Origin of the sequence: Pseudomonas sp. FeN3W (genome assembly GCA_030263805.2) — a bacterium.
In the GTDB taxonomy this organism is placed as follows: domain Bacteria; phylum Pseudomonadota; class Gammaproteobacteria; order Pseudomonadales; family Pseudomonadaceae; genus Stutzerimonas; species Stutzerimonas stutzeri_G.
In genome coordinates this window covers 2,400,069-2,423,423 of record CP136010.1, presented here as the reverse complement: position 1 = coordinate 2,423,423, position 23,355 = coordinate 2,400,069, and the positions used below count along the sequence as shown (strand labels likewise).

Sequence of the window (23,355 nt, the reverse complement as noted above, 5' to 3'; positions counted from 1 at the left end):
AGCGGCCCGGCAGACTCAGCTTTGCCGGGCCGTTTTGCGTCCGGCCCGACCGCTCGGCCGTTGCCGGCGGCCGTGCGGAAACCTTGTCGGTTCCGGCGTGCCGAACCTGCAAGAACAATGAGCGGGAGGTGCACGATGGGCATGCTGCGTTTGAGCATTCTGCTGGTGTCATTGGTGGGCGCATCGAGCGCCCTGGCCGAGACTACCGGGCCGACCAATCCGGAAAAGGCGCGTCAGCATCCTCTGGACAACCGCGAGCCGCGGCCGCAGTCGGACCAGCAATCGGACGAGATGGAACAGATCGAAGCACCGCTGCTGCAGCCGCGTCAGGCACCGATCGAGACCGATGTACCGCCGACACCCAAGCCGCGTGACGAGCAGCCGGGAGCGGATGTCGATGCCGCGGGTAACCGGGTGCTGCGCAGCTAATGGAGAACGCTAGGTTTCGGCAGTGCGCATGAATGAAAAAGGGAGGCCGAAGCCTCCCTTTCAATGCACCACGTCAGCGAATCAGAACAGCACGCGGCTGCGGATGGTGCCGTTGACGTGCTGCAGCTTCTCCAGCGCCAGGTCGGAGTACTCCTTGTCCACGTCGATGACGACGTAGCCGACCTTCTCGTTGGTCTGCAGGAACTGGCCGGCGATGTTGATGCCGTTCTCGGCGAAGACCTTGTTGATCTCGCTCATCACGCCCGGAATGTTCTGGTGGATGTGCAGCAGACGGTGCTTGCCCGGATGCGACGGCAGGGCGACTTCCGGGAAGTTGACCGAAGACACCGAGGTGCCGTTGTCGCTGTACTTGACCAGCTTCTCGGCCACTTCCAGGCCGATGTTGGCCTGTGCTTCGGCAGTCGAGCCACCGATGTGCGGGGTCAGGATCACGCGGTCCAGGCCACGCAGCGGGCTCTCGAATTCCTCGTCGTTGGACTTCGGCTCGACCGGGAACACATCGATGGCGGCGCCGATCAGGTGCTCGTCCTTGATCGCGGCGGCCAGGTGATCCAGCTCGACCACGGTGCCGCGGGCAGCGTTGATCAGGATGCCGCCCTTCTTCATGGCGCGGATTTCCTTCTCGCCGATCATCCATTGGGTCGACGGCAACTCGGGAACGTGCAGGGAAACGATGTCGCACATGCCCAGCAGCTCGTACAGCGAGCCGATCTGAGTGGCGTTGCCCAGCGGCAGCTTGGTCACCACGTCATAGAAGAAGACCTGCATGCCCAGCGCCTCGGCCAGTACCGACAGCTGCGTGCCGATGGAGCCGTAGCCGATGATGCCGAGCTTCTTGCCGCGGATCTCGAAGGAGTTGGCCGCCGACTTGATCCAGCCGCCGCGGTGGCAGGAAGCGTTCTTCTCCGGGATGCCGCGCAAGAGCAGGATGGCTTCGGCCAGCACCAGTTCGGCGACCGAGCGGGTATTGGAGTAGGGCGCATTGAACACTGCGATGCCGCGCTCGCGGGCGGCATTCAGGTTGACCTGGTTGGTACCGATGCAGAAGCAGCCGACGGCGATCAGCTTCTTGGCCGCGTCGAAGACATCTTCGGTGAGCTGGGTGCGCGAGCGAATGCCGATGAAGTGGACGTCGGCGATCTTTTCCTTCAGCTCCTCGCTGGACAGCGCGCCCTTGAGGTACTCGATGTTGGTGTAGCCGGCCGCCTTGAGGGTGTCGACGGCGTTCTGGTGCACGCCTTCGAGTAGAAGAAACTTGATCTTGCTCTTGTCGAGAGAGGTCTGGCTCATCTGCATTAAAACCTTAAGGCCGAAGGATAGGACTGAAGTGTCCAGCGAAGGCTGGCCGACCCGTCATTAGCGGTGTCGGGAGTCTGCCGAGGCACGTTTCAAAGGGGGGCGTATGCTAGCATACGAGCCCCGCGAAACACCCCCATCCCTGTGCTGAAGCGTGCTCAGGGTGACCATGAATCGTATGAGAGTTCCCGTGATGACCGACTCCGCCCTGATCGATGAGCTGAAAACCCTGGTCGAGCCCGGCAAAGTGCTGACCGACGCCGATTCGCTGAACGCCTACGGCAAGGACTGGACCAAGCATTTCGCCCCGGCGCCCTCGGCCATCGTCTTTCCCAAGAGCATCGAGCAAGTCCAGGCCATCGTGCGCTGGGCCAACGAGCGCAAGGTCGCGCTGGTGCCCTCGGGCGGCCGCACCGGGCTGTCCGCCGCTGCCGTGGCGGCCAATGGCGAGGTGGTGGTGTCCTTCGACTACATGAACCAGATTCTCGAATTCAACGAGATGGATCGCACCGCCGTCTGCCAGCCTGGCGTGGTCACCGCGCAGCTGCAGCAGTTCGCCGAGGACAAGGGCCTGTACTACCCGGTGGACTTCGCCTCCGCCGGTTCCAGCCAGATCGGCGGCAATATCGGCACCAACGCCGGTGGCATCAAGGTGATCCGCTATGGCATGACCCGCAACTGGGTCGCCGGCATGAAGGTGGTAACCGGCAAGGGTGACGTGCTCGAGCTGAACAAGGACCTGATCAAGAACGCCACCGGCTACGACCTGCGCCAGCTGTTCATCGGTGCCGAGGGCACGCTGGGCTTCGTCGTCGAGGCGACCATGCGCCTGGAGCGCCAGCCGACCAACCTCACCGCGCTGGTGCTGGGCACGCCGGATTTCGAGTCGATCATGCCGGTGCTGCACGCCTTCCAGGACAAGCTGGACCTGACCGCCTTCGAGTTCTTCTCCGACAAGGCGCTGGCCAAGGTGCTCGGTCGCGGCGACGTGCCGGCACCGTTCGAAACCGACTGCCCGTTCTACGCGCTGCTGGAGTTCGAGGCCACTACCGACGAGCGTGCCGACCAGGCACTGGCGACCTTCGAACATTGCGTCGAGCAGGGCTGGGTGCTCGATGGCGTGATGAGCCAGAGCGAACAGCAGCTGCAGAACCTGTGGAAGCTGCGCGAGTACATCTCCGAGACCATCAGCCACTGGACGCCGTACAAGAACGACATTTCCGTCACCATCGCCAAGGTGCCGGCCTTCCTCAAGGAAATCGACGCCATCGTCGGCGAGCACTATCCGGATTTCGAAATCGTCTGGTTCGGCCATATCGGCGACGGCAACCTGCACCTGAACATCCTCAAGCCGGATGCGATGGACAAGGACGAGTTCTTCGGCAAGTGCGCGACGGTGAACAAGTGGGTGTTCGAAACCGTACAGAAGTACAACGGCTCGATCTCCGCCGAACACGGCGTCGGCATGACCAAGCGCGACTATCTCGAGTACAGCCGCTCGCCGGCGGAAATCGAGTATATGAAGGCAGTCAAGGCGGTGTTCGACCCCAACGGCATCATGAACCCCGGCAAGATTTTCAGCCTGAAGCCTGAAGCCTGGCTTAGCCTTTGCTTTCAGCTCGTAGCCTGCCGCCATCCTGAGGATTCGCAATGAACTACAGACACCTGTACACCGACGGTACGCCGATCCATTACCCGCTGGGCAAGGTGGTCTGCATCGGCCGCAACTACGCCGAGCACGCCAAGGAACTGAACAACCCGGTGCCCACCGAGCCGCTGCTGTTCATCAAGGCCGGCAGCTGCACCGTGCCGCTGGAAGGCGGCTTCAGCATCCCGAGCGATCGTGGTGCGGTGCATTACGAAGCGGAAATCGCCGTGCTGATCGGCAAGCCGCTGTCGCGCAAGCCCAACGAGGAAGAGGTGCGCGATGCCATCTCCGGCTTCGCCCCGGCGCTGGATCTGACCCTGCGCGACGTGCAGGCCAGGCTCAAGGAAAAGGGCCACCCGTGGGAGATCGCCAAGAGCTTCGACGGCGCCTGCGTGCTGGCACCGTTCGTGCCGGGCGACGCGGTGGAGGATCTGGGCGACATCGGCATCCGCCTGAGCATCAACGGCGAAGTCCGCCAGGACGGCAACAGCAGTCAGATGCTCAATGCCATCCTGCCGCTGCTGCAGCACATCGCCGGGCATTTCAGCCTGCAGCCGGGCGACGTGGTACTGACCGGCACGCCGGCCGGTGTCGGCCCGCTCAACCAAGGCGATGAGCTGGTGCTGGAGCTGGTCGGCCTGTCCCGCTTCGAGAGCCGCGTGCTCTGATCCATCGACGCGGCGGGATTCACCCGCCGCGTTTGCCGCTTCTTTGCGAACCGTTCTCGTGTTGTAATCCAGCACCCTCCGCTGGAACGCTTTCCATGCCCGTTCGTTATTCCCGTTGGCGCCTGCTCGTGGCTGGCGTCCTGTTGCTGCTGTTCGTCGCGCTGCTCGTCGCAGGCCGCCTGCTGCACTGGGATGACCAGCTGCGGCTGTACTGGGGCGAACGTTCGGTCACTGCCGAACAGCGTGCTGCCGGCATCTGGCTGCCGGACTACGAATTGGCGCTGGAGACGACGCTGGCCGGGCTGGAAGACGAGGAAACCTCGGGGCTGACCTGGAATCCGCTGAGCGGCACGCTGTTCACGGTCACCGGTGAGCAGCTGGTCGAGTTCAGCCCTGCTGGCGTGGTGCTACGCCGGATCGCGCTGAATGGCTTCGCCGACCCGGAAGCGGTGGAAGCGCTGAGTGATGGCCGTCTGGCAATCGTCGACGAGCGTCGCCGGCTGGTGGCGGTGTTCCATCTGCAGCCGGACGTGGAAACCCTGGAGCTGGACGACTTGGCCAGCTACGACCTTGGCTTCGCCGATGCCGGCAACAAGGGCTTCGAGGGACTGGCCTGGAACCCGCGTACGCAGCGCCTGCTGCTGGCCAAGGAACGTGACCCGCAGGGCCTGTTCGAGCTGCCATTTCCGGGTGAGGACGGCGCGCCCGGCGCACTGCAGGCACTGTCCAGCCAACCGCTGCTGGTGCGTGACATTTCCTCCGTCACCATCGATCCGCGCAGCGGTCATACGCTGCTGCTCTCCGACGAGTCGCGACTGCTGGTGGAACTCGATCTGCAAGGCACGCCGCGCAGCTTCATCAGCCTGTTCGGCGGGCTCAACGGCTTAGTGCAGGGCATCGAGCAGGCAGAAGGCGTGGCCATGGATGGCGAGGGCAACATCTATGTGGTCGGTGAGCCCAACCACTTCTACGTATTCAGCCGCAAGCGCTGAGACGTTGCGCCCGTTAAGCCTGGCGTAAGCCAGGCCCGACACAATCGCGATTTCAGAATTAGAAGAAAGTGGGTGTCATGCGTGCGTTGAAAATCCTTCTGGCTGCGCTGCTCGGCGTTGCCCTGTTACTGGCCGTGGCGGCCGGCGTTCACTACCGTCTGTTCGAGCGCGGCTGGTTCCACTTCACCCAGTGGCAGCAGGGCGAGCAGAGCGGCAGCGCCTCGTTGTGGCTGCCGGACTACCGGGTCGCGATCCAGGGCAAGGTCGTCGCCGGTATCGACGATGACCTGTCTGCGCTGACCTTCGATCCGGATCGCAACAGCCTGATCGCCGTCACCAACGGCGATCCGCACTGGCTGGAACTCAGCCTGGAAGGCGATCTGCTGCGCGCCATTCCGCTGGTCGGCTTCGGCGATCCGGAGGCCATCGAGTACATCTCCAAAGGCGTCTACGTGATAAGCGATGAACGCTTGCAGCGGTTGCTGCGCGTCGAGGTCAATGAGCAGACCAGCGTCATCGATGCCGAGCAGGCGCAACAGCTGTCGCTGGGGATCGACCTCAACGGCAACAAGGGCTTCGAGGGGCTCGCCTACGATACGGCGGGCCAGCGCCTGTACGTCGCGAAGGAGCGCAACCCGGTGCGCATCTACGAGATATACGGCTTTCCGTTTGCCGAGCCGACGCCTTCGGTGCATATCAGTGAGCACCAGGCGCGACTGTTCGTGCGCGACCTTTCCAGCCTGCAGTTCGACGAGCAGACCGGCCACTTGCTGGCGCTTTCCGACGAGTCGCGCCTGGTGGTCGAGCTGGACGCCGATGGCCAGCCGCTCAGCAGCCTGTCGCTGAGCGCGGGCCGGCACGGGTTGGAGCGGGACGTGCCGCAGGCGGAGGGGATGGCGATGGGACCGGACGGCACGCTCTATCTGGTCAGCGAGCCGAACCTGTTCTACGTGTTTCGCAAACCGGCCAGGTGATCGGACGACCAGCCGATCACCTGGCACCAGCGATCAGGCGACCGGCGAGGCGCTTTCGTCCTGCAGGGCGGCGTTCGGGGCGTGGCGACGGACCGAGTCGCAGCCCTGCTCGGCGCTGTGCAGGCTGGCGTACATCTGGCTCTGACCGATGACCTGGCCATTCGTGGCCTTGAGCACGAAGTAATGCTTGCCGTTGCTCGACTCCCTGACCTCGAACGCCTCTTCGCGCACGGCATTCTTGCGTACCGAATCGATGCCGTTGAGCGCCGAAGCGTGGGCCTTGTACTGTTCGCTGGACAACACGACCTGGCCGTTGCTGGCCAGCAGATTGAAATGAAACTGGCCATTGCTGGCGCGTTTCAGCTGGAATTTGCCGGACATGGCGACACCTCCTGTGAATTGCTGCGACGGACTCGGCGCAGCAATTCAAGCGTAGTCGCCCGTGGCGAGAGGCGCCGCTGTGTGACGGTCAGCGCGTGAGGGTCTGCACGCCGTCCTGGGTGCCGAGCAGCAGCAGGTCGGCCGGGCGCATGGCGAACAGGCCGTTGCTGACCACGCCGACGATGTCGTTGATCTTGCCTTCCAGCTCCGGGGCGAAGCCGATCATCAGGTTGTGCACGTCAAGGATGACGTTGCCGTTGTCGGTCACCACGCCGTCGCGGTAGACCGGATCGCCGCCGAGCTTGACCAGCTCGCGCGCCACATGGCTGCGCGCCATCGGGATGACCTCCACCGGCAGCGGAAAGGCGCCCAGCTGCTCGACCAGCTTGCTGCCATCGGCGATGCAGATGAAGGTCTTGGCCACCGCCGCGACGATCTTCTCGCGGGTGAGTGCCGCGCCGCCGCCCTTGATCAGCTCCAGGTGCTTGTTCGCCTCGTCGGCGCCATCCACGTAGAACTCCAGTTCGCTCACCGAGTTCAGGTCGTAGACCGGAATGCCGTGCTGCTTGAGACGTTCGGCGGTGGCTTCGGAGCTGGCCACGGCACCGTCGAAGAAGCCCTTGTGCTTGGCCAGCAGGTCGATGAAGAAGTTGGCGGTGGAGCCGGTGCCGACGCCAACGATGCTGCGATCGTTGAGCTTGGGAAGGATATGGTCGACAGCGGCCTGGGCGACGGCCTGCTTGAGCTGGTCCTGGGTCATGGGGGAATCCGGGCGGGAAAGACGAAGCGCGGATTATAGCCCCGCGCCGGCGACCGGTCTCGTGTGCTGCGGCAATGCCGAGGCCTTCGCGGATTGCCGGTGGTCGCCGGGGCGCTCGCGAGGGTAGACTCGGCGTTCCCCGCAAGGCCCGCCCAAGATAGCCAGAATGCTCGAACACTACGTCAAGAAGATCCTCACTTCGCGCGTCTATGACGTCGCCGTCGAAACGCCGCTGCAACCCGCCCGCCAGCTTTCCGAACGGATCGGCAACCAGATTCTGCTCAAGCGCGAGGATCTGCAGCCCGTGTTCTCCTTCAAGGTGCGTGGCGCCTACAACAAGCTGGCCCAGCTGTCCGCCGAGGAGCTGGCGCGTGGCGTGGTCACGGCATCGGCTGGCAATCACGCCCAGGGCGTGGCGCTGGCGGCCAAACAGCTGGGGATCAAGGCGACCATCGTCATGCCGCGCACCACGCCGGAGCTGAAGGTGCAGGGCGTGCGCGCCCGCGGCGGCAAGGTGGTGCTGCACGGCGACGCGTTTCCCGAGGCGCTGGCGCATTCGCTGAAGCTGGTGGAGGAGAAGGGCTACGTCTATATCCACCCCTACGACGATCCCGATGTGATCGCCGGCCAGGGCACCGTGGCGATGGAGATCCTCCGTCAGCACCAGGGCCCGATCGACGCGATCTTCGTGCCGGTGGGTGGTGGTGGCCTGGTGGCCGGGATCGCCGCCTACGTCAAGTACCTCTACCCAGAGACCAAGGTGATCGGCGTCGAGCCGGACGATTCCAACTGCCTGCAGGCCGCAATGGCCGCCGGCGAGCGCGTGGTGCTGGAGCAGGTCGGGCTGTTCGCCGACGGCGTGGCGGTGGCGCAGATCGGTCAGCACACCTTCGAGCTCTGCAAGGATCATGTCGACGAGGTGATCACCGTCAGTACCGACGAGATCTGCGCAGCGATCAAGGACATCTACGACGACACCCGCTCGATCACCGAGCCGGCCGGCGCCCTGGCCGTGGCCGGGATCAAGAAGTACGTCGAGCGCGAGGGCGTCAGCGACCAGGTGCTGGTGGGCATCGACTCGGGCGCCAACGTCAACTTCGACCGCCTGCGCCACGTCGCCGAGCGCGCCGAACTGGGCGAGAAGCGCGAGGCGATCATCGCCGTGACCATTCCCGAGCAGCCGGGCAGCTTCAAGGCCTTCTGCGAGGCGATCGGCAAACGCCAGATCACCGAGTTCAACTACCGTTTCCACACCGACCGCGAGGCGCACATCTTCGTCGGCGTGCAGACCCATCCGGAAAACGACCCGCGCGCCGCGCTGGTGCAGGGGCTGCGCGACAAGGGATTCCCGGTGCTCGATCTGACCGACAACGAACTGGCCAAGCTGCATACGCGGCACATGGTCGGTGGCCACGCGGCCGGGGTCAGCGACGAGATGGTGCTGCGCTTCGAGTTTCCCGAGCGGCCGGGTGCGCTGTTCAACTTCCTCAACAAGCTCGGCGGGCGCTGGAACATCTCTATGTTCCACTACCGCAACCACGGCGCTGCCGATGGCCGGGTAGTCGCAGGGCTGCAGGTGCCAGCGGAGGAGCGTCATCTGCTGCCGGCGGCGCTGGACAAGATCGGCTACCGCTACTGGGATGAAAGCGAGAATCCGGCCTACCAGCTGTTTCTCGGCTAAACGAGCTTAAAAGGAAGGCAAATGGACCACTACCTCACCCTCAGAATCATTCATGGCGCGACTGCAGTGCTGTTGCTGCTGGGGGTCATCGTGCATCTGCTGATGCTGTGGAAGGCCGGCCGCGGCGGCGACCAGGCCGTGCTGCAACGCAAGCTGCAGCGCACCCGCCGACTGTCCCTGCCGCTGCTGGCGGTGATCGGCCTATCGCTGCCGGTGACCGGCTGGTGGCTGACGCATCTGGCCGGATGGCCGCTGGGCCAGTTCTGGTTGTTGGCCTGCGCCGTGCTGTTCCTCGTGCTGATCCCCCTGGTCCTGCTGCTGGCCGGGCGTCTTGCCGCCTGGCAGGCGCCGGGCAACGCCAGCGCGGCGCGTAACGCCGCTATCTATGCTGTGCTGGTGCTGGTCGTGCTGATTGCCATCACCGCCCTGATGGGCGCCAAGCCTGTCTGATTCGACCGGCTCGGGCATGGCTGCCGCGCTGGTTCAGCGCAGCGAAATGATCTGCCAGCCACGTTCGCTGGCGATCTCGCGCAGCACCGGGTCCGGGTCCACGGCCACCGGGTGGGTGACGCGTTGCAGCAGTGGCAGATCGTTACGCGAATCGCTGTAGAAGTAGCTGCCTTCGAGGGTCTGCTCGGTTTCCGCCAGCCAGCGCTCGATGCGCTGGACCTTGCCTTCCTGGAAGCAGGGGATGTCGGTCAGACGGCCGGTGTAGCGGCCGTCGCGCATCTCGCATTCGGTCGCCAGCAGGGTGTCGACGCCCAGGCGAGCGGCGATCGGTCCGGTGATGAAGCGATTGGTGGCGGTTATGATCACCACCCGGTCGCCCGCCTCCAGATGCTGGCGTAGCAGCGCCTCGCCCTTGCTCAGCACGATGGGCTCGATGAAGTCCTGCATGAATTCGTCGTGCCACTGCTGCAGTTGCGCCATCTCGCTGCGGCCGAGCAATTCCTGGCAGAAGTTCTGGTAGGCGTGCACGTCGAGATTGCCGGCCAGGTAATCCTGATAGAAGGCGTCGTTGCGTGCCTTGTACTGAGTCGGATCGACGATGCCGCGCTGGCAGAGGTATTCGCCCCAGGCGTGGTCGCTGTCACCGGCCAGCAGGGTGTTGTCGAGATCGAATAGAGCCAGGCGCACGGATGATTTCCTCGAGGATGGTCAGGGCAGCGCCAAGCATACCGGTTGCAACGCCTTGCGCGCAGCCTCGGGCGGCCCCTCGCCGAGCGTGTGGGTACGTGCCGAACGGCGGCTTGCCGTGCTTTCGGCTTATCGCGGTTTTGTGGAACAATGCCGCGACATGCGTCTGCGAGGTTGTATGCCGTGATCGACTCCGATGGTTTTCGCCCGAACGTCGGCATCATCCTGACCAACGATGTCGGTCAGGTGCTGTGGGCCAGGCGGATCAATCAGGATGCCTGGCAGTTCCCGCAAGGCGGGATCAATGCCCGTGAAACGCCGGAAGAAGCCCTGTTTCGCGAACTCAACGAAGAAGTCGGCCTGGAAGAGCAGGATGTGAAAATCCTCGCCTGCACCCGTGGCTGGTTGCGCTATCGTCTGCCGCAACGCCTGGTGCGTACCCATAGCCAGCCGCTGTGCATCGGACAGAAACAGAAGTGGTTTCTGCTGCGCCTGACCGGCGCCGAAGAGCGTGTACGCATGGACCTGACCGGCAAACCGGAGTTCGACGGCTGGCGCTGGGTCAGCTACTGGTACCCGCTGGGACAGGTGGTCACCTTCAAGCGCGAGGTCTATCGTCGCGCACTTAAAGAACTCGCACCGCGTCTACCGGTGCGGGACTGAGATTCGGGGAGAAAGCCTCTGAGCATGCTCGGCACGCTGCGCAAGATTGTCCAGGAAGTGAATGCCGCCAAGGACCTCAAGGCGGCGTTGGGCATCATCGTGCTGAGAGTCAGGGAGGCCATGGGTAGCCAGGTCTGCTCGGTCTATCTGCTCGATCCGGAAACCGAACGCTTCGTCCTGATGGCCACCGAAGGCCTCAACAAGCGCGCCATCGGCAAGGTCAGCATGGCGCCCAACGAAGGCCTGGTCGGCCTGGTCGGCACCCGCGAAGAGCCGCTCAACCTCGAACACGCCTCCGAACACCCCCGCTATCGCTACTTCGCCGAAACCGGCGAGGAACGCTACGCCTCCTTTCTCGGCGCGCCGATCATCCACCACCGGCGGGTGATGGGCGTACTGGTCATCCAGCAGAAGGAACGCCGCCAGTTCGACGAGGGTGAAGAAGCCTTCCTCGTCACCATGAGCGCGCAGCTCGCCGGCGTCATCGCCCATGCCGAGGCGACCGGTTCGATCCGCGGGCTCGGCCGGCAGGGCAAGGGTATTCAGGAAACCCGCTTCATCGGCATTCCGGGCGCTCCGGGCGCCGGCGTCGGAACCGCCGTGGTGGTGCTGCCGCCGGCTGATCTGGAGGTGGTGCCGGACAAGAACATCGATAACATCGATGCCGAGCTGACGCTCTTCGAAGCCGCGCTGGAAGCCGTGCGCGCCGACATGCGCACGCTCTCGGAAAAGCTCGCCACGCAGATGCGCAAGGAAGAGCGCGCGCTGTTCGACGTCTACCTGATGATGCTCGACGATTCCGCCCTGGGCGGCGAAGTGACCAAGGTCATCCGCACCGGCCAGTGGGCGCAGGGCGCGCTGCGTCAGGTGGTCAGCGAGCACGTGCGGCGCTTCGAAATGATGGACGACGCCTACCTGCGCGAGCGCGCATCGGACGTCAAGGACATCGGCCGGCGCCTGCTCGCCTACCTGCAGGAGGCACGTCAACAGACGCTGACCTATCCCGACAAGACCATTCTGGTCAGTGAGGAGCTCTCGCCGGCGATGCTCGGCGAGGTCCCCGAGGGCAAGCTGGTGGGCATGGTCTCGGTGCTGGGTTCGAGCAACTCCCACGTCGCCATCCTCGCCCGGGCCATGGGCATTCCGACGGTGATGGGCGCGGTGGACCTGCCGTATTCCAAGGTCGACGGCATCGAGCTGATCATCGACGGCTATCGCGGCGAGATCATCACCAACCCGGGCAAGGTCCTGCGCGAGCAGTACGAAGTGCTGGCCGAGCAGGAGCGCCAGCTCTCCGCCGGGCTCGACGTGCTGCGCGAGCTGCCGTGCGAAACCGTCGACGGTCATCGTATTCCGCTGTGGGTGAATACCGGCCTGCTCGCCGATGTGGTGCGTGCGCAGGAGCGCGGCGCCGAGGGTGTCGGTCTGTATCGCACCGAAGTGCCGTTCATGATCAAGGAGCGCTTCCCCAGCGAGAAGGAGCAGATGGCGATCTACCGCGAGCAGCTGGAAGCCTTCCATCCACTGCCGGTGACCATGCGCAGCCTCGACATCGGCGGCGACAAATGCCTGCCGTACTTCCCGATCAAGGAAGAGAACCCGTTCCTCGGCTGGCGCGGTATCCGCGTCACCCTCGACCATCCCGAGATCTTCCTGCTGCAGACCCGCGCCATGCTCAAGGCCAGCGCCGGGCTGAACAACCTGCGCATCCTCTTGCCGATGATCTCCGGCATCCGAGAACTGGAAGAGGCGCTGCATCTGATTCACCGTGCCTGGTGCGAGGTGCGCGACGAAGGCCTGGATGTGATCATGCCGCCGGTCGGCGTCATGATCGAAGTGCCGGCGGCGGTCTACCTGACCCGCGAGCTGGCACGCATGGTGGACTTCATCTCGGTCGGCTCGAACGACCTCACGCAATACCTGCTGGCCGTGGATCGCAACAACCCGCGGGTCGCCGACCTCTACGACTATCTGCACCCGGCCGTGCTCGAAGCGCTGCAGCGCGTGGTCAAGGAAGCCCATGGCGAGGGCAAGCCGGTGAGCATCTGCGGCGAGATGGCGGGCGATCCGGCGGCGGCCATGCTGCTGCTGGCGATGGGCTTCGACAGCCTGTCGATGAACGCCACCAACCTGCCCAAGGTGAAATGGCTGCTGCGCCAGGTCAGCATGGACACCGCCCAGCAGCTGCTGGCGCGGGTCATGCTGCTGGACAGTCCGCAGGTCATCCACAGCACGGTTCAGCTGACCTTGCGCAACCTCGGTCTGAGCAAGCTGATCAATCCGTCCGCCGCCGTCTGAGCGATCCGCCGCCTGCCATTCAGCTCGTTGGCGGGTGGCGGTAGCGCACCTCGCCCACTGGGCCGTCCGGGCCGAAACTACGCTCCACGATGTCCAGCACCCCGTCGGCATGACTGATCAGCGCTGTGCTGGCGCGTGTGCCATATTCCGGGCTGGCGATGAAAATGCTCGACAGCCGCCTTTCCCATTCCAGCGGCACGCCGGTCTGCGGCAGTTCATGCTCGGCCGCTGGGCTTGGGTCCGCCAGCAGAGCGAGCAGTTGCTCAGGAGCCGCCGGATCGAGGTTGGCCGCCAATGCTGCGCGGGCTTTTCTCAGCTTGGGCCAGGGTGTGTCGAGGCCGGCGTTGGACAGACCATAGACGCCAGGCGGCAAGGCCGTCGCCTCGCCGCTATGCGAGTCCAGATGCCAGAGTGCCTGCCGATCGCCGACCAGCAGGTTGAAGCCGGCATAGTCGCTGCGGCGCCCGGCCAGCTCGGCGAGGTAGTCGGCCGGCGGCAAGTTCCCGCGCAGGTAATGCTCCGGCAGCTCGCCGCGCGAGCGTGGGCCGTTCGCCTGGCCGGGTGCGCGAATGTTGGTCAGTGCGGCGAAGCGTCCGCCGGTGGTGACGCCCATCCAGGTGCCGCCAGCCTGCAGGTCGCGACCGCCGATGACCCAGGGTGCATCCTCCCAACGCCCCAGCGGCAGGCTCGGGCGAGCGTGGAACTCGTCGCGGTTGGCGGCGACCACCAGCGGTTGGGTATGGCCGGGGCGCCAGGCGAAAACGATCAGGCACATGATTGCTCAGCTTCAGGCTCGAAGCGACAAGCTTGAAGCCAAGCGACTGCTTCGGCAACCTCGCCCAGCTTCCAGCTTCCAGCTTCCAGCTTCCAGCTTCCAGCTTCCAGCCCGTTTTTCAGCTACCATGCCGCCTTTGTCTGGCGAGATGGGCCCACATGGAGTTTCTGCTGTATCTGCTGCTGGGGGGCTTCGCCGGTGTGCTGGCCGGGCTGTTCGGCGTCGGCGGCGGAATGATCATCGTCCCGGTGCTGGTCCTGAGCTTCACCGCGCACGGCTTTTCGGACCAGGTGCTGACCCACCTGGCCGTCGGCACCTCGCTGGCGTCGATCGTCTTCACCTCGATCAATTCGATCCTGGCGCACCACCGCAGGGGCGCGGTGCGCTGGCCGATCGTGTTGTGGATGACCGTCGGCATCCTCTTCGGCGCCGCGCTCGGCTCGCTGACCGCGGCGGCCATCCAGGGGCCGCTGCTGCAGAAGATCATCGGCGTGTTCGCCATCCTCATGGCGATCCAGATGCTGTTCGACTTCAAGCCCAGGGCTTCGCGTGGCGTGCCGGGCAAGCCAGGGCTGACCGTGGCCGGCGTGGTGGTCGGCTGGGCCTCGGCGATCTTCGGCATCGGCGGTGGTTCGCTGACGGTGCCCTTCCTCAGCTGGCGCAGCGTGCCGATGCAGCAGGCGGTGGCGACTTCCGCGGCCTGCGGCCTGCCGATCGCCATCTCTGGCGCGCTGAGCTTCATGCTGGTCGGCTGGAACGACCCGCGCCTGCCGGAATGGAGCTTCGGCTACGTCTATCTGCCGGCGCTGGTCGGCATCGCCATCACCAGCATGTTCTTCGCCCGTATCGGCGCGAACCTCGCGCACCGGCTGTCGGCCAGGGTCCTGAGACGCCTGTTCGCCCTGCTGCTGGTGAGCGTCGGCATCAATTTTCTGGTTTGAGGAGTAACGGATGCTGCCCTATCCGCAGATCGACCCGGTGGCCATCGCCATCGGCCCCTTGCAGATTCACTGGTATGGCCTGATGTACCTGATCGGCATCGGCGGCGCCTGGTGGCTGGCTTCGCTGCGGGTGCAGCGCTTCGCACCCGAGTGGCCGAAGGACAAGCTCTCCGACCTGGTGTTCTGGGTCGCCATGGGGGTGATCGTCGGTGGGCGTCTGGGTTACGTACTGTTCTACGACCTGGCCGCCTACATCAATCAGCCGAGCCTGATCCTGCAGGTATGGAAGGGCGGCATGTCGTTCCACGGCGGCTTGATCGGGGTGCTGTTGTGCAGCTGGATCTTCGCCCGGCGCAACGGCAAGAGCTTCTTCGAGCTGATGGACTTCATCGCGCCGTTCGTGCCGATCGGCCTGGGCGCCGGGCGCATCGGCAACTTCATCAATGCCGAGCTGTGGGGCAAGGCCACCGACGTGCCCTGGGCGATGGTCTTCCCGACCGACCCGCAGCAACTGGCGCGGCACCCGTCGCAGCTCTATCAGTTCGCCCTGGAGGGTGTCGCGCTGTTCGTGATCCTCTGGCTCTATTCGCGCAAACCGCGGCCGACCATGGCGGTTTCAGGACTGTTCGCGGTGTGCTACGGCATCTTCCGCTTCATCGTCGAGTTCGTCCGCGTGCCGGATGCGCAGCTGGGCTACCTGGCGTTCGGCTGGCTGACCATGGGCCAGCTGCTCTGCGTGCCGATGGTGCTGCTCGGTGCCGGGATGATCGCCTGGGGCTATCGCCGCGACGCCAGCCAAGGTCCGGCCTGATTCCGTAGCCCTGCCTGTCGCCATGAGGGCGACAAGCGGGGCGCAGGCCTTTTACTATTCGCGCAGCCTTTTCACCGCGCTTCGGCGCCTGCTTCGAGTCAATCGATGAAACAGTACCTCGACCTGATGCGCCACGTGCGCGAACACGGCACCTTCAAGACCGACCGCACCGGCACCGGCACCTACAGCGTGTTCGGCCATCAGATGCGTTTCGACCTGGCCGAAGGCTTTCCGCTGGTCACCACCAAGAAGTGCCACCTCAAATCCATCATCCACGAGCTGCTGTGGTTCCTTCAGGGCGACACCAACATCAAGTACCTGAAGGAAAACGGCGTGCGCATCTGGGATGAGTGGGCCGATGAGAACGGCGAACTGGGCCCGGTCTATGGCTACCAATGGCGTTCGTGGCCGGCGCCGAACGGTGAATCCATCGACCAGATCGCCAATCTGCTGGCGATGATCAAGAAGAATCCGGACTCGCGCCGGCTGATCGTTTCGGCCTGGAACCCGGCGCTGGTCGAGCAGATGGCGCTACCGCCGTGCCACGCGCTGTTCCAGTTCTACGTCGCGGAAGGCAAGCTCAGCTGCCAGCTGTACCAGCGCTCGGCGGATATTTTTCTCGGCGTGCCGTTCAACATCGCCAGCTACGCGCTGTTGACGCTGATGGTGGCGCAGGTCTGCGACCTGCAGCCGGGCGAGTTCATCTGGAGCGGCGGCGACTGCCATCTGTACGCCAATCACCTGGAGCAGGCCGACCTGCAGCTGACCCGCGAGCCGCTGCCGCTGCCGACCATGAAACTCAACCCGGACGTGAAGGACCTGTTCGCTTTCCGTTTCGAGGACTTCGAATTGGTCGGCTACGAAGCACATCCGCACATCAAGGCGCCCGTCGCGGTCTGACTTTGGTCGGGTTTGCCGTCGTGGGTAACCCGGCTGTCACATTTGCCGTATAGACTCGACCGCTCAGGGTTTCTTGGGGGGGGCGGGTCATGCGCAGGGTCGTGTTCAATCAGAAGGGTGGTGTCGGCAAGTCGAGCATCGCCTGCAATCTGGCCGCGGTCAGCGCATCGCAGGGCTACCGCACGCTGCTGGTGGATCTGGACGCGCAGGCCAACTCCACGCATTACCTGACCGGGCTGACCGGCGATGACATTCCCACTGGCATCGCCGACTTCTTCAAGCAGATCCTCGCCGGCGGTACCGCGGGCAAGAAGGCGCGCCCGCCGATCCTCGAAACGGCCTTCGACAACCTGCACCTGATCAGCGCCACGGCTGAGCTGGCCGACCTGCAGCCCAAGCTGGAGGCCAAGCACAAGATCAACAAGCTGCGCAAACTGCTCGACGGCCTGGCCGAGGATTACGACCGCATCTACCTCGACACACCGCCGGCACTGAACTTCTATACCGTTTCGGCGCTGATCGCAGCCGAGCGTTGCCTGATCCCCTTCGACTGCGACAGCTTTTCCCGTCAGGCGCTGTACAGCCTGCTGGACGAGATCGAAGACATGAAGGACGACCACAACGAAGCGCTCGAGGTCGAGGGCATCGTGGTCAATCAATTCCAGCCGCGGGCCGCGCTGCCGCAACAGATGATCGACGAGTTGCTGAGCGAGGGGTTGCCGGTGCTGCCGGTCAACCTGATGAGTTCGGTGAAGATGCGCGAATCGCACCAGGCCTGCATGCCGCTGGTCTACCTGGACCCGCGGCACAAGCTGAGCCAGCAGTTCGTCGAGCTGCACGACCTGCTCGAGCACGGCTGAGGGGAAAAGCGGCGTAAGGTTGCACCCCGCCGAACGCGAGGTTCACCGAACGTCGTCGCTTTGTAGGGTGCGCTCCGCGCACCGCGAGCCCTGGTGCAAGAGCGCTGGTGTGCGGAGCGCACCCTACAGGCATCGGACGTATGGGGCGCAAGCCCCGAAGCGGCAATCCCCCGCCCGGGTCGGCAAGGTATTGCCGGCGGAGAACGCCTTCCCGGGGCGTCTGCACAGTCCGGTTCCGCGGAGATCGTCGGTGAATGGCCCTTTTGCTTCCGACGGGTCGCGACTATCGCCGTCGGTTGAAGAGATCCAGGTGCACGTGTCCATTCAGTGGCTTGGTTCTTGCTGTCGACGCACCAGCAAGCCAATGCGATGAGGTGGATCATCGATAGCGTGTCGATCGCCAGGGCGATTGGGATGTAGGTCGATCGACCCTAAAGGACGAGGGGAGAACTTTCATGCATATCCATAATGCGTATCCGGCGGCGAACGCTGCTTATGCCAGTCAGGTGAAAGCCGCGAAAGCCGAGGAAGCCGCCCAGGAGTCCCGAGGCGGCAGCAGACCGCACAACGCGGACAGCGTAACGATATCGGATGCGGCCAGGCGGGCTGCCAGCGCCGAAGGCGTGATACCGGGTATGCAGGGCGGCTCTTCGGGAACCTATCCCCTGGAGATGTATCAGGTTCCGGCTTGGCGAGCCGAATATATGTTCCAGGTACCCGGCAAGCTGGGTGTCGGGGCCGACTGGTTCGCCGACAAGTATCCGCAGGCTGCATCCACGTCAGAGGCCGAGCGTAGCGAATATGCCGACCTCGTTCAGGGGCATTACCACGCTGTGCTTGAAGCCAATGGCATCCAAGGAATAGAGGCGCATTACCAGGCTACGATTCTGGATCAGAACGTCAGTGAGTCTCTTCGCCTGCAGATGAACGAGCGGGTACAGGGCGATGACAGGCTGCTTCAGTTGATGGCGAGAATGGGCAAGTCGATTCTGTAACCGCGGATAGCCATGCAGACCGTAGGTTGGGTTGAGCGAAGCGAAGCCCAACGCATACGGGCAACGGGGCGACATCGATGATGGGGAACATGTTGGGCTTCGGCGCTGCGCGCCTCAACCCAACCTACGCGTGCCGTCCCATCCAGGTCTCCCAGCCTCAATCCTCCGCGCGCCGTTCGAGCTTCTTGCCCAGCCGCGAGGCGTACAGTTCGCCGATCATGCCGCGGCGGAAGACCAGGCCGTAGGTTGGGTTGAGCGAAGCGAAGCCCAACGCATACGGGCAACGGGGTGACATCAATGATGGGCAACGTGTTGGGCTTCGGCGCTTCGCCCCTCAACCCAACCTACGCGCTGCGCCCCTCAACCCAACCTACGCGTGCCGTCCCATCCAGGTCTCCCAGCCTCAATCCTCCGCGCGCCGTTCGAGCTTCTTGCCCAGCCGCGAGGCGTACAGCTCGCCGATCATGCCGCGGCGAAAGACCAGCACGCAGACCATGAAGATGATCCCGGTGACCAGCGTCACCGGCAGCTCCGAGGTGGCGAAGTAGTTGCCCAGACTGGTCACCAGTGCGGCGCCGAAGATCGGCCCGACCAGGGTACCGATGCCGCCGAGCAGGGTCATCAGCACCACCTCGCCGGACATCTGCCAGCTGACGTCGGTCAGCGTGGCGAACTGGAACACCAGTGCCTTCAGTCCGCCGGCCAGCCCGGCCAAGGCGGCGGACATGACGAACGCGCCGAGCTTGTAGCGCGACACCGAATAACCCAGGGAAATGGCGCGGTTCTCGTTCTCGCGGATCGAGCGCAGGATCATGCCGTACGGCGAGTTGATCACGCGCCAGATCAGCAGCATCCCGGCGAGGAATACCGACAGCACGAAGAAGTACATATACAGGGGTTCCTGCAGGTCGATGAAGCCGAGCAGGTGCCCACGTGGAATGTTCTGAATGCCATCCTCACCATGGGTGAAGGGCGCCTGCAGGCAGAAGAAAAAGAACATCTGCGACAGCGCCAGGGTGATCATCGTCGAGTAGATGCCCTGCCGGCGGATCGCCAGAAAGCCGATGATCAGGCCGAGAAACGCCGCGCCGGCAACGCCGACGAGAATACCCAGCTCGGGCGGCAGCCCCCATTCCTTGACCGCGTGGGCGGTGAAATACGCCGCGCCGCCGAAGAACGCCGCGTGGCCGAAGGAGAGGATGCCGGTGTAGCCGAGCAGCAGGTTGAAGGCGCAGGCGAAGAGGGCGAAGCACAGCACCTTCATCAGGATGATCGGGTAGAAGTAGAAGGGCGCCAGTGCGAGGGCGACCACGCCGATCAGGATCAGCACGGTCTCCAGGCGCAGCAGCGGGCGTTTGGCGGTGGCGCTCATGGATACTGGCGTGGTCATCAGGCGTCCCTCCCCATCAGGCCGGCCGGACGCACCAGCAGCACGATCGCCATGATCACGAAGATCACGATGTTGGAAGCCTCCGGATAGAACACCTTGGTCAGCCCCTCGAGAATGCCCAGCAGGTAGCCGGTGATGATCGCGCCGAGAATCGAGCCCATGCCGCCGACCACCACCACGGCGAACACCACGATGATCAGGTTCGAGCCCATCAGCGGACTGACCTGATAGATCGGCGCGGCGAGCATGCCAGCCAGCCCGGCCAGTGCCGCACCCATGCCATAGGTGAAGGTCAGCAGCAGCGGCACGTTGATGCCGAAGGTGCGCACCAGCGTCGGGTTCTCGGTGGCGGCACGCAGGTAGGCGCCGAGTTTGGTCTTCTCGATCAGCAGCCAGCTGGCGATGCAGATCACCAGCGAGGCCAGCACGACCCAGGCGCGGTACTTGGGCAGGAACATGAAGCCCAGGTTGTAGCCGCCGGCCAGTGCTTTCGGCACGGCATAGGGCTGCCCGGACGAGCCGTAGAAGTAGCGGAAGGCGCCTTCCAGGGCGAGCGCTAGGCCGAAGGTGAAGAGCAGGCTGTAGAGGTGGTCGAGGTTGTACAGCCGCGAGAGTGCGAGGCGCTCGATCACCGCACTGCACAGGCCGACGATGATTGGCGCGAGGATCAGCGCCGGCCAGTAGCCGATGCCGAGGGTCGCCAGCAGCAGGTAGCCGCCGAAGGCGCCGATCATGTACTGCGCGCCGTGGGCGAAGTTGATGATCTTCAGCATGCCAAAGATGATCGCCAGGCCCAGACTGAGCATGGCGTAGAACGAGCCGTTGATCAGGCCGATCAGCAATTGTCCGAGGAAGGCCTGGATCGGCACATCGAAAATCGTCGTCATCAGACCCCCAGGGCTTCGTTGAGCATGGACATGCGGCCGGGCAGATCGGCGACGTCGAACGAGTCGATGACCTTGCCGTGATCGACCACGTAGAAGCGGTCGGCCACTTTGCTGGCGAAGCGGAAGTTCTGCTCCACCAGCAGGATGGTCATGCCGCGCTGCTTGAGCGTCTGCAACACTTCGCCGATGCGCTGGATGATCACCGGTGCCAGGCCTTCGGTGGGTTCGTCGAGCAGCAGCAGCTTAGCTCCCGTGCGCAGGATGCGTGCCATGGCGAGCATCTGCTGTTCACCACCGGAGAGCTTGGTGCCGGGGCTCTTGCGGCGTTCCTCGAGGTTGGGAAACAGCTGGTAGATCTCCGCCAGGGTCATGCCGCCCTTGGCGATCACCGGCGGCAGGGTGAGGTTCTCCTCCACTGTCAGGGTGGAAAAGATGCCGCGCTCCTCCGGCACATAGCCGATGCCGTGGCGGGCGGTGCGGTGCAGCGGTACGCGCAGCATGTCCTTGCCGTCGAAGCGGATGCTGCCACTACGCTTGCGGATGATGCCGACGATCGAGCGCAGCGCGGTGGTCTTGCCGACGCCGTTGCGGCCGAGCAGGGTCACCGTCTCGCCCTGGCGCACGTCGAGGTCGATGCCGTGCAGGGCATGGCTTTCGCCATACCAGGCGTTGAGGTCGCGCACGCTGAGCAAGGGTTCAGTCATCTTCGGTCCCCATGTAGGCCACGCGCACGCGTTCGTCCTGACTGACCGTGCGGTAGTCGCCGGAGGTCAGGATTTCGCCACGCTGCAGTACCGTCACCTGATGGCAGAGGTCGGCGACCACCTTGAGGTTGTGCTCGACCATCAGCACCGCGCGCTGGGTGGCGACCTCACGAATGATCTCGGCCACCACGTGCACGTCTTCGTGGCCCATGCCGGCCATGGGTTCGTCCAGCAGCAGCACCTTGGGCTCCAGCGCCAGGGTGGTGGCGATCTCCAGCACGCGTTTGCGCCCGTAGGAGAGATCAGCGGCCAGCTCGTTGCGCTTGTCGGCCAGGCCGACCGACTCGATCAGCTGCATGGCGCGCTCGTTGAGGCGGTTGAGCGAGCGCATCGGCAGCCAGAACTGCGTGGCCAGCCCGCCCGGTCGCTGCAGGGCGACGCGCACGTTGTCCAGCACGGAGAGGTGCGGAAACACCGCCGAGATCTGGAACGAGCGCACCAGGCCCATGCGCGCCACCTTGGCCGGGTCGGTACGGGTGATGTCATGGTCGAGCAGGCGGATGGTTCCGCTGGTGGGTTGCAGGAACTTGGTCAGCAGATTGAACACGGTGGTCTTGCCCGCGCCGTTGGGCCCGATCAGGGCGTGCACCTGTGCATGGCGCACGTCCAGATCGACATTGTTGACCGCGACGAAGCCGCCGAACTCCTTGCGCAGGCCGCGGGCAGAGAGCATCACTGGCGTGTCCGTGGCTGTGCCGGCGGTCGGCCCGCCGGCGTCTAGGCTTTGCGCTGCAACCATGCTCACTGCCCGGCCAGATCGCAGCCGCTCTCGGCCGGATCGATATAGGCCTCGTTGCCCGGTACAGTCGCCAGCACCTTGTAGTAGTCCCACTCGCGCTTGCTTTCCTCGGGCTTCTTCACTTCCATCAGGTAGACGTCGCTGATCAGCCGGCCGTTGGCGCCGACCTTGGCGTTGCGTGCGAAGACGTCGTCCACCGGCATCTCGTGCATCGCCTTGGCAACCGGCTCGGTGGCGTCGGTGCCGGCCTTCTCGATCGCCTTGAGGTACTGCATGACGCCGGAGTAGGTGCCGGCGTGGACCATGTTCGGCATACGCCCGGTGCGCTTGAAGAAACGCTCACCGAACTCGCGGGACTTGTCGTCGCGATCCCAGTAGAAGCTCTCGGTCAGGGTCAGGCCCTGGGCGGCGTCGAGGCCCAAACCGTGCACTTCGGCGAGGGTGAACAGCAGTGCGGCGAGGCGCTGGCCGCCAGCGACGATGCCGAACTCGGCGGCCTGCTTGATGCTGTTGGCGGTGTCCAGGCCGGCATTGGCCAGGCCGATGACCTTGGCGCCGGAGGATTGCGCCTGCAAGAGGAACGAGGAGTAATCGGTGCTCGCCAGCGGATGACGCACGGCGCCCTTGATCTCGCCGCCCTTGGATTTGACGAACTTGCCGGTCTGCTCTTCCAGCGAGTAGCCGAAGGCGTAGTCGGCGGTGAGGAAATACCAGCTGTCACCACCCTGGGACACCAGCGCACCGCCGGTGCCGACCGCCAGCGCGTGAGTGTCATAGGCCCAGTGGAAGCCGTAGGGCGAGCACTGCTTGCCGGTCAGCTCGGTGGTGGCGGCGCCGGTCACCAGATTGATCTTCTTCTTGCTCTTGGAAATGCCCTGTACCGCCAGCGCCACCGAGGAGGTGGTCAGCTCCATGATCGAGTCGACCTGCTCGCGGTCGTACCACTGCCGCGAGATGTTGGAGGCGATGTCCGGCTTGTTCTGGTGATCGGCGGTGACGATCTCGATCGGCGCGTCGAGCACCTTGCCGCCGAAGTCCTCGGCGGCCATTTTCGCCGCCTCGAACGACCACTTGCCGCCGAAATCGGCATACACGCCGGACTGATCGTTGAGGATGCCGATCTTCACCTTGCCGTCGGAAATCTCGGCCGAGGCGGGTATGGCGACCACTGCCGTCAGGGTTGCCGCTGCGATTGCTGAAAGCTTCATGCGTATCTCCTTGCACGGTTTGCTCGGCATACGGGCTCGCCCCATGCGAAGCGGTCCGTATGGCGGGTTAGGGAAAAGCTGGGCAGGCGGTCAGGCGCGCAATGCCGTGGATCGTTGGCGGGCTGAATGCAGCGGCC

24 protein-coding genes and 1 pseudogene are annotated in these 23,355 nt (G+C 64.4%); 14 read left to right on the top strand and 11 right to left on the bottom strand.

Annotation, left to right across the window (positions count from 1 at the left end):
- Positions 1-135: 135 nt before the first annotated feature.
- Positions 136-429: a hypothetical protein gene (locus P5704_011595; protein WOF81063.1), complete on the top strand. Its 294-nt coding sequence runs from the start codon at positions 136-138 to the stop codon at positions 427-429.
- Between the two features lie 81 nt (positions 430-510).
- On the opposite strand, the gene serA is transcribed toward P5704_011595, so the two are convergent.
- Entirely contained in the window at positions 511-1,740 is a 1,230-nt protein-coding gene (gene serA / locus P5704_011590; protein ID WOF81062.1) for a phosphoglycerate dehydrogenase, read from the bottom strand.
- 199 nt (positions 1,741-1,939) lie between these two features.
- Here serA and P5704_011585 point away from each other — a divergent pair.
- The 4 genes and pseudogenes from P5704_011585 (at position 1,940) to P5704_011570 (ending at position 6,028) form a co-directional block, all read left to right on the top strand.
- A pseudogene (locus P5704_011585) lies at positions 1,940-3,328 on the top strand (FAD-binding oxidoreductase).
- A gap of 68 nt (positions 3,329-3,396) precedes the next feature.
- Entirely contained in the window at positions 3,397-4,062 is a 666-nt protein-coding gene (locus P5704_011580; protein WOF81061.1) for a fumarylacetoacetate hydrolase family protein, read from the top strand.
- Between the two features lie 95 nt (positions 4,063-4,157).
- Positions 4,158-5,054: an SdiA-regulated domain-containing protein gene (locus P5704_011575; GenBank protein WOF81060.1), complete on the top strand. Its 897-nt coding sequence runs from the start codon at positions 4,158-4,160 to the stop codon at positions 5,052-5,054.
- Between the two features lie 77 nt (positions 5,055-5,131).
- A complete protein-coding gene (locus P5704_011570; protein ID WOF81059.1) occupies positions 5,132-6,028 on the top strand; it encodes an SdiA-regulated domain-containing protein in 897 nt (298 codons plus the stop codon).
- Between the two features lie 33 nt (positions 6,029-6,061).
- On the opposite strand, the gene P5704_011565 is transcribed toward P5704_011570, so the two are convergent.
- Both P5704_011565 and rpiA read right to left on the bottom strand, forming a co-directional pair.
- Entirely contained in the window at positions 6,062-6,409 is a 348-nt protein-coding gene (locus P5704_011565; protein ID WOF81058.1) for a YegP family protein, read from the bottom strand.
- Positions 6,410-6,497: 88 nt separating this feature from the next.
- Entirely contained in the window at positions 6,498-7,169 is a 672-nt protein-coding gene (rpiA, locus tag P5704_011560) for a ribose-5-phosphate isomerase RpiA (GenBank protein ID WOF81057.1), read from the bottom strand.
- Positions 7,170-7,335: 166 nt separating this feature from the next.
- Between rpiA and ilvA the strand changes: the two genes are divergently transcribed.
- Together ilvA and P5704_011550 are read left to right on the top strand one after the other, a co-directional pair.
- Positions 7,336-8,850, top strand: coding sequence for a threonine ammonia-lyase, biosynthetic (ilvA, locus tag P5704_011555; protein WOF81056.1), 1,515 nt, complete (start codon positions 7,336-7,338; stop codon positions 8,848-8,850).
- A 21-nt stretch (positions 8,851-8,871) separates the two neighbouring features.
- A complete protein-coding gene (locus P5704_011550) occupies positions 8,872-9,300 on the top strand; it encodes a DUF2269 family protein (protein ID WOF81055.1) in 429 nt (142 codons plus the stop codon).
- Positions 9,301-9,333: 33 nt separating this feature from the next.
- On the opposite strand, the gene P5704_011545 is transcribed toward P5704_011550, so the two are convergent.
- Positions 9,334-9,987, bottom strand: a complete 654-nt coding sequence (locus tag P5704_011545) for an HAD family hydrolase (GenBank protein ID WOF81054.1) — start codon at positions 9,985-9,987, stop codon at positions 9,334-9,336.
- Between the two features lie 183 nt (positions 9,988-10,170).
- Here P5704_011545 and P5704_011540 point away from each other — a divergent pair, with 183 nt between their 5' ends.
- Entirely contained in the window at positions 10,171-10,650 is a 480-nt protein-coding gene (locus P5704_011540; protein ID WOF81053.1) for an RNA pyrophosphohydrolase, read from the top strand.
- A gap of 24 nt (positions 10,651-10,674) precedes the next feature.
- The gene (gene ptsP, locus P5704_011535) at positions 10,675-12,948 is read left to right on the top strand and encodes a phosphoenolpyruvate--protein phosphotransferase (GenBank protein ID WOF81052.1); all 2,274 of its coding nucleotides are present in this window, start codon (positions 10,675-10,677) and stop codon (positions 12,946-12,948) included.
- A gap of 19 nt (positions 12,949-12,967) precedes the next feature.
- Here ptsP and P5704_011530 read toward each other — a convergent pair whose 3' ends face one another.
- Complete coding sequence (locus P5704_011530) at positions 12,968-13,723, bottom strand: NRDE family protein (GenBank protein ID WOF81051.1); 756 nt, start codon at positions 13,721-13,723, stop codon at positions 12,968-12,970.
- 158 nt (positions 13,724-13,881) lie between these two features.
- On the opposite strand from P5704_011530, the gene P5704_011525 reads away from it, so the two are divergent.
- From P5704_011525 to P5704_011505, 5 genes are all read left to right on the top strand, one after another.
- Positions 13,882-14,664: a sulfite exporter TauE/SafE family protein gene (locus P5704_011525; protein WOF81050.1), complete on the top strand. Its 783-nt coding sequence runs from the start codon at positions 13,882-13,884 to the stop codon at positions 14,662-14,664.
- Between the two features lie 10 nt (positions 14,665-14,674).
- Positions 14,675-15,475, top strand: a complete 801-nt coding sequence (lgt, locus tag P5704_011520) for a prolipoprotein diacylglyceryl transferase (protein WOF81049.1) — start codon at positions 14,675-14,677, stop codon at positions 15,473-15,475.
- 105 nt (positions 15,476-15,580) lie between these two features.
- Positions 15,581-16,375, top strand: a complete 795-nt coding sequence (locus P5704_011515; protein WOF81048.1) for a thymidylate synthase — start codon at positions 15,581-15,583, stop codon at positions 16,373-16,375.
- A gap of 89 nt (positions 16,376-16,464) precedes the next feature.
- On the top strand, positions 16,465-17,235 hold the full coding sequence (locus P5704_011510) for a ParA family protein (GenBank protein WOF81047.1): 771 nt from the start codon (positions 16,465-16,467) through the stop codon (positions 17,233-17,235).
- A gap of 455 nt (positions 17,236-17,690) precedes the next feature.
- Complete coding sequence (locus P5704_011505) at positions 17,691-18,230, top strand: hypothetical protein (protein ID WOF81046.1); 540 nt, start codon at positions 17,691-17,693, stop codon at positions 18,228-18,230.
- A 157-nt stretch (positions 18,231-18,387) separates the two neighbouring features.
- Here P5704_011505 and P5704_011500 read toward each other — a convergent pair whose 3' ends face one another.
- The 6 genes from P5704_011500 to P5704_011475 all read right to left on the bottom strand — a co-directional run bounded on the left by P5704_011500 (position 18,388) and on the right by P5704_011475 (position 23,218).
- Positions 18,388-18,528 (bottom strand): hypothetical protein, encoded by a 141-nt coding sequence (locus tag P5704_011500; protein ID WOF81045.1) that lies wholly within the window; start codon positions 18,526-18,528, stop codon positions 18,388-18,390.
- Positions 18,529-18,633: 105 nt separating this feature from the next.
- Positions 18,634-19,620, bottom strand: a complete 987-nt coding sequence (locus P5704_011495) for a branched-chain amino acid ABC transporter permease (GenBank protein ID WOF81044.1) — start codon at positions 19,618-19,620, stop codon at positions 18,634-18,636.
- Entirely contained in the window at positions 19,620-20,507 is an 888-nt protein-coding gene (locus P5704_011490; protein WOF81043.1) for a branched-chain amino acid ABC transporter permease, read from the bottom strand. The genes P5704_011495 and P5704_011490 overlap by 1 nt, the downstream gene beginning before the upstream one ends.
- Entirely contained in the window at positions 20,507-21,211 is a 705-nt protein-coding gene (locus tag P5704_011485; GenBank protein WOF81042.1) for an ABC transporter ATP-binding protein, read from the bottom strand. Before P5704_011485 ends, P5704_011490 begins: the two co-directional genes overlap by 1 nt.
- Positions 21,204-22,010: an ABC transporter ATP-binding protein gene (locus P5704_011480; GenBank protein ID WOF81041.1), complete on the bottom strand. Its 807-nt coding sequence runs from the start codon at positions 22,008-22,010 to the stop codon at positions 21,204-21,206. The genes P5704_011485 and P5704_011480 overlap by 8 nt, the downstream gene beginning before the upstream one ends.
- 2 nt (positions 22,011-22,012) lie before the next feature.
- Positions 22,013-23,218, bottom strand: a complete 1,206-nt coding sequence (locus P5704_011475) for an ABC transporter substrate-binding protein (protein ID WOF81040.1) — start codon at positions 23,216-23,218, stop codon at positions 22,013-22,015.
- Positions 23,219-23,355 lie beyond the last annotated feature (137 nt).

Excerpts from the sequence above, each read along its gene's own strand:
- P5704_011595 (WOF81063.1), top strand. The coding sequence starts at position 136 with ATGGGCATGCTGCGTTTGAGCATTCTGCTGGTGTCATTGGTGGGCGCA.
- serA (WOF81062.1), bottom strand. The coding sequence starts at position 1,740 with ATGAGCCAGACCTCTCTCGACAAGAGCAAGATCAAGTTTCTTCTACTC.
- P5704_011580 (WOF81061.1), top strand. The coding sequence starts at position 3,397 with ATGAACTACAGACACCTGTACACCGACGGTACGCCGATCCATTACCCG.
- P5704_011575 (WOF81060.1), top strand. The coding sequence starts at position 4,158 with ATGCCCGTTCGTTATTCCCGTTGGCGCCTGCTCGTGGCTGGCGTCCTG.
- P5704_011570 (WOF81059.1), top strand. The coding sequence starts at position 5,132 with ATGCGTGCGTTGAAAATCCTTCTGGCTGCGCTGCTCGGCGTTGCCCTG.
- P5704_011565 (WOF81058.1), bottom strand. The coding sequence starts at position 6,409 with ATGTCCGGCAAATTCCAGCTGAAACGCGCCAGCAATGGCCAGTTTCAT.
- rpiA (WOF81057.1), bottom strand. The coding sequence starts at position 7,169 with ATGACCCAGGACCAGCTCAAGCAGGCCGTCGCCCAGGCCGCTGTCGAC.
- ilvA (WOF81056.1), top strand. The coding sequence starts at position 7,336 with ATGCTCGAACACTACGTCAAGAAGATCCTCACTTCGCGCGTCTATGAC.
- P5704_011550 (WOF81055.1), top strand. The coding sequence starts at position 8,872 with ATGGACCACTACCTCACCCTCAGAATCATTCATGGCGCGACTGCAGTG.
- ptsP (WOF81052.1), top strand. The coding sequence starts at position 10,675 with ATGCTCGGCACGCTGCGCAAGATTGTCCAGGAAGTGAATGCCGCCAAG.
- P5704_011530 (WOF81051.1), bottom strand. The coding sequence starts at position 13,723 with ATGTGCCTGATCGTTTTCGCCTGGCGCCCCGGCCATACCCAACCGCTG.
- P5704_011525 (WOF81050.1), top strand. The coding sequence starts at position 13,882 with ATGGAGTTTCTGCTGTATCTGCTGCTGGGGGGCTTCGCCGGTGTGCTG.
- lgt (WOF81049.1), top strand. The coding sequence starts at position 14,675 with ATGCTGCCCTATCCGCAGATCGACCCGGTGGCCATCGCCATCGGCCCC.
- P5704_011515 (WOF81048.1), top strand. The coding sequence starts at position 15,581 with ATGAAACAGTACCTCGACCTGATGCGCCACGTGCGCGAACACGGCACC.
- P5704_011510 (WOF81047.1), top strand. The coding sequence starts at position 16,465 with ATGCGCAGGGTCGTGTTCAATCAGAAGGGTGGTGTCGGCAAGTCGAGC.
- P5704_011505 (WOF81046.1), top strand. The coding sequence starts at position 17,691 with ATGCATATCCATAATGCGTATCCGGCGGCGAACGCTGCTTATGCCAGT.
- P5704_011495 (WOF81044.1), bottom strand. The coding sequence starts at position 19,620 with ATGACCACGCCAGTATCCATGAGCGCCACCGCCAAACGCCCGCTGCTG.
- P5704_011490 (WOF81043.1), bottom strand. The coding sequence starts at position 20,507 with ATGACGACGATTTTCGATGTGCCGATCCAGGCCTTCCTCGGACAATTG.
- P5704_011485 (WOF81042.1), bottom strand. The coding sequence starts at position 21,211 with ATGACTGAACCCTTGCTCAGCGTGCGCGACCTCAACGCCTGGTATGGC.
- P5704_011480 (WOF81041.1), bottom strand. The coding sequence starts at position 22,010 with ATGGTTGCAGCGCAAAGCCTAGACGCCGGCGGGCCGACCGCCGGCACA.
- P5704_011475 (WOF81040.1), bottom strand. The coding sequence starts at position 23,218 with ATGAAGCTTTCAGCAATCGCAGCGGCAACCCTGACGGCAGTGGTCGCC.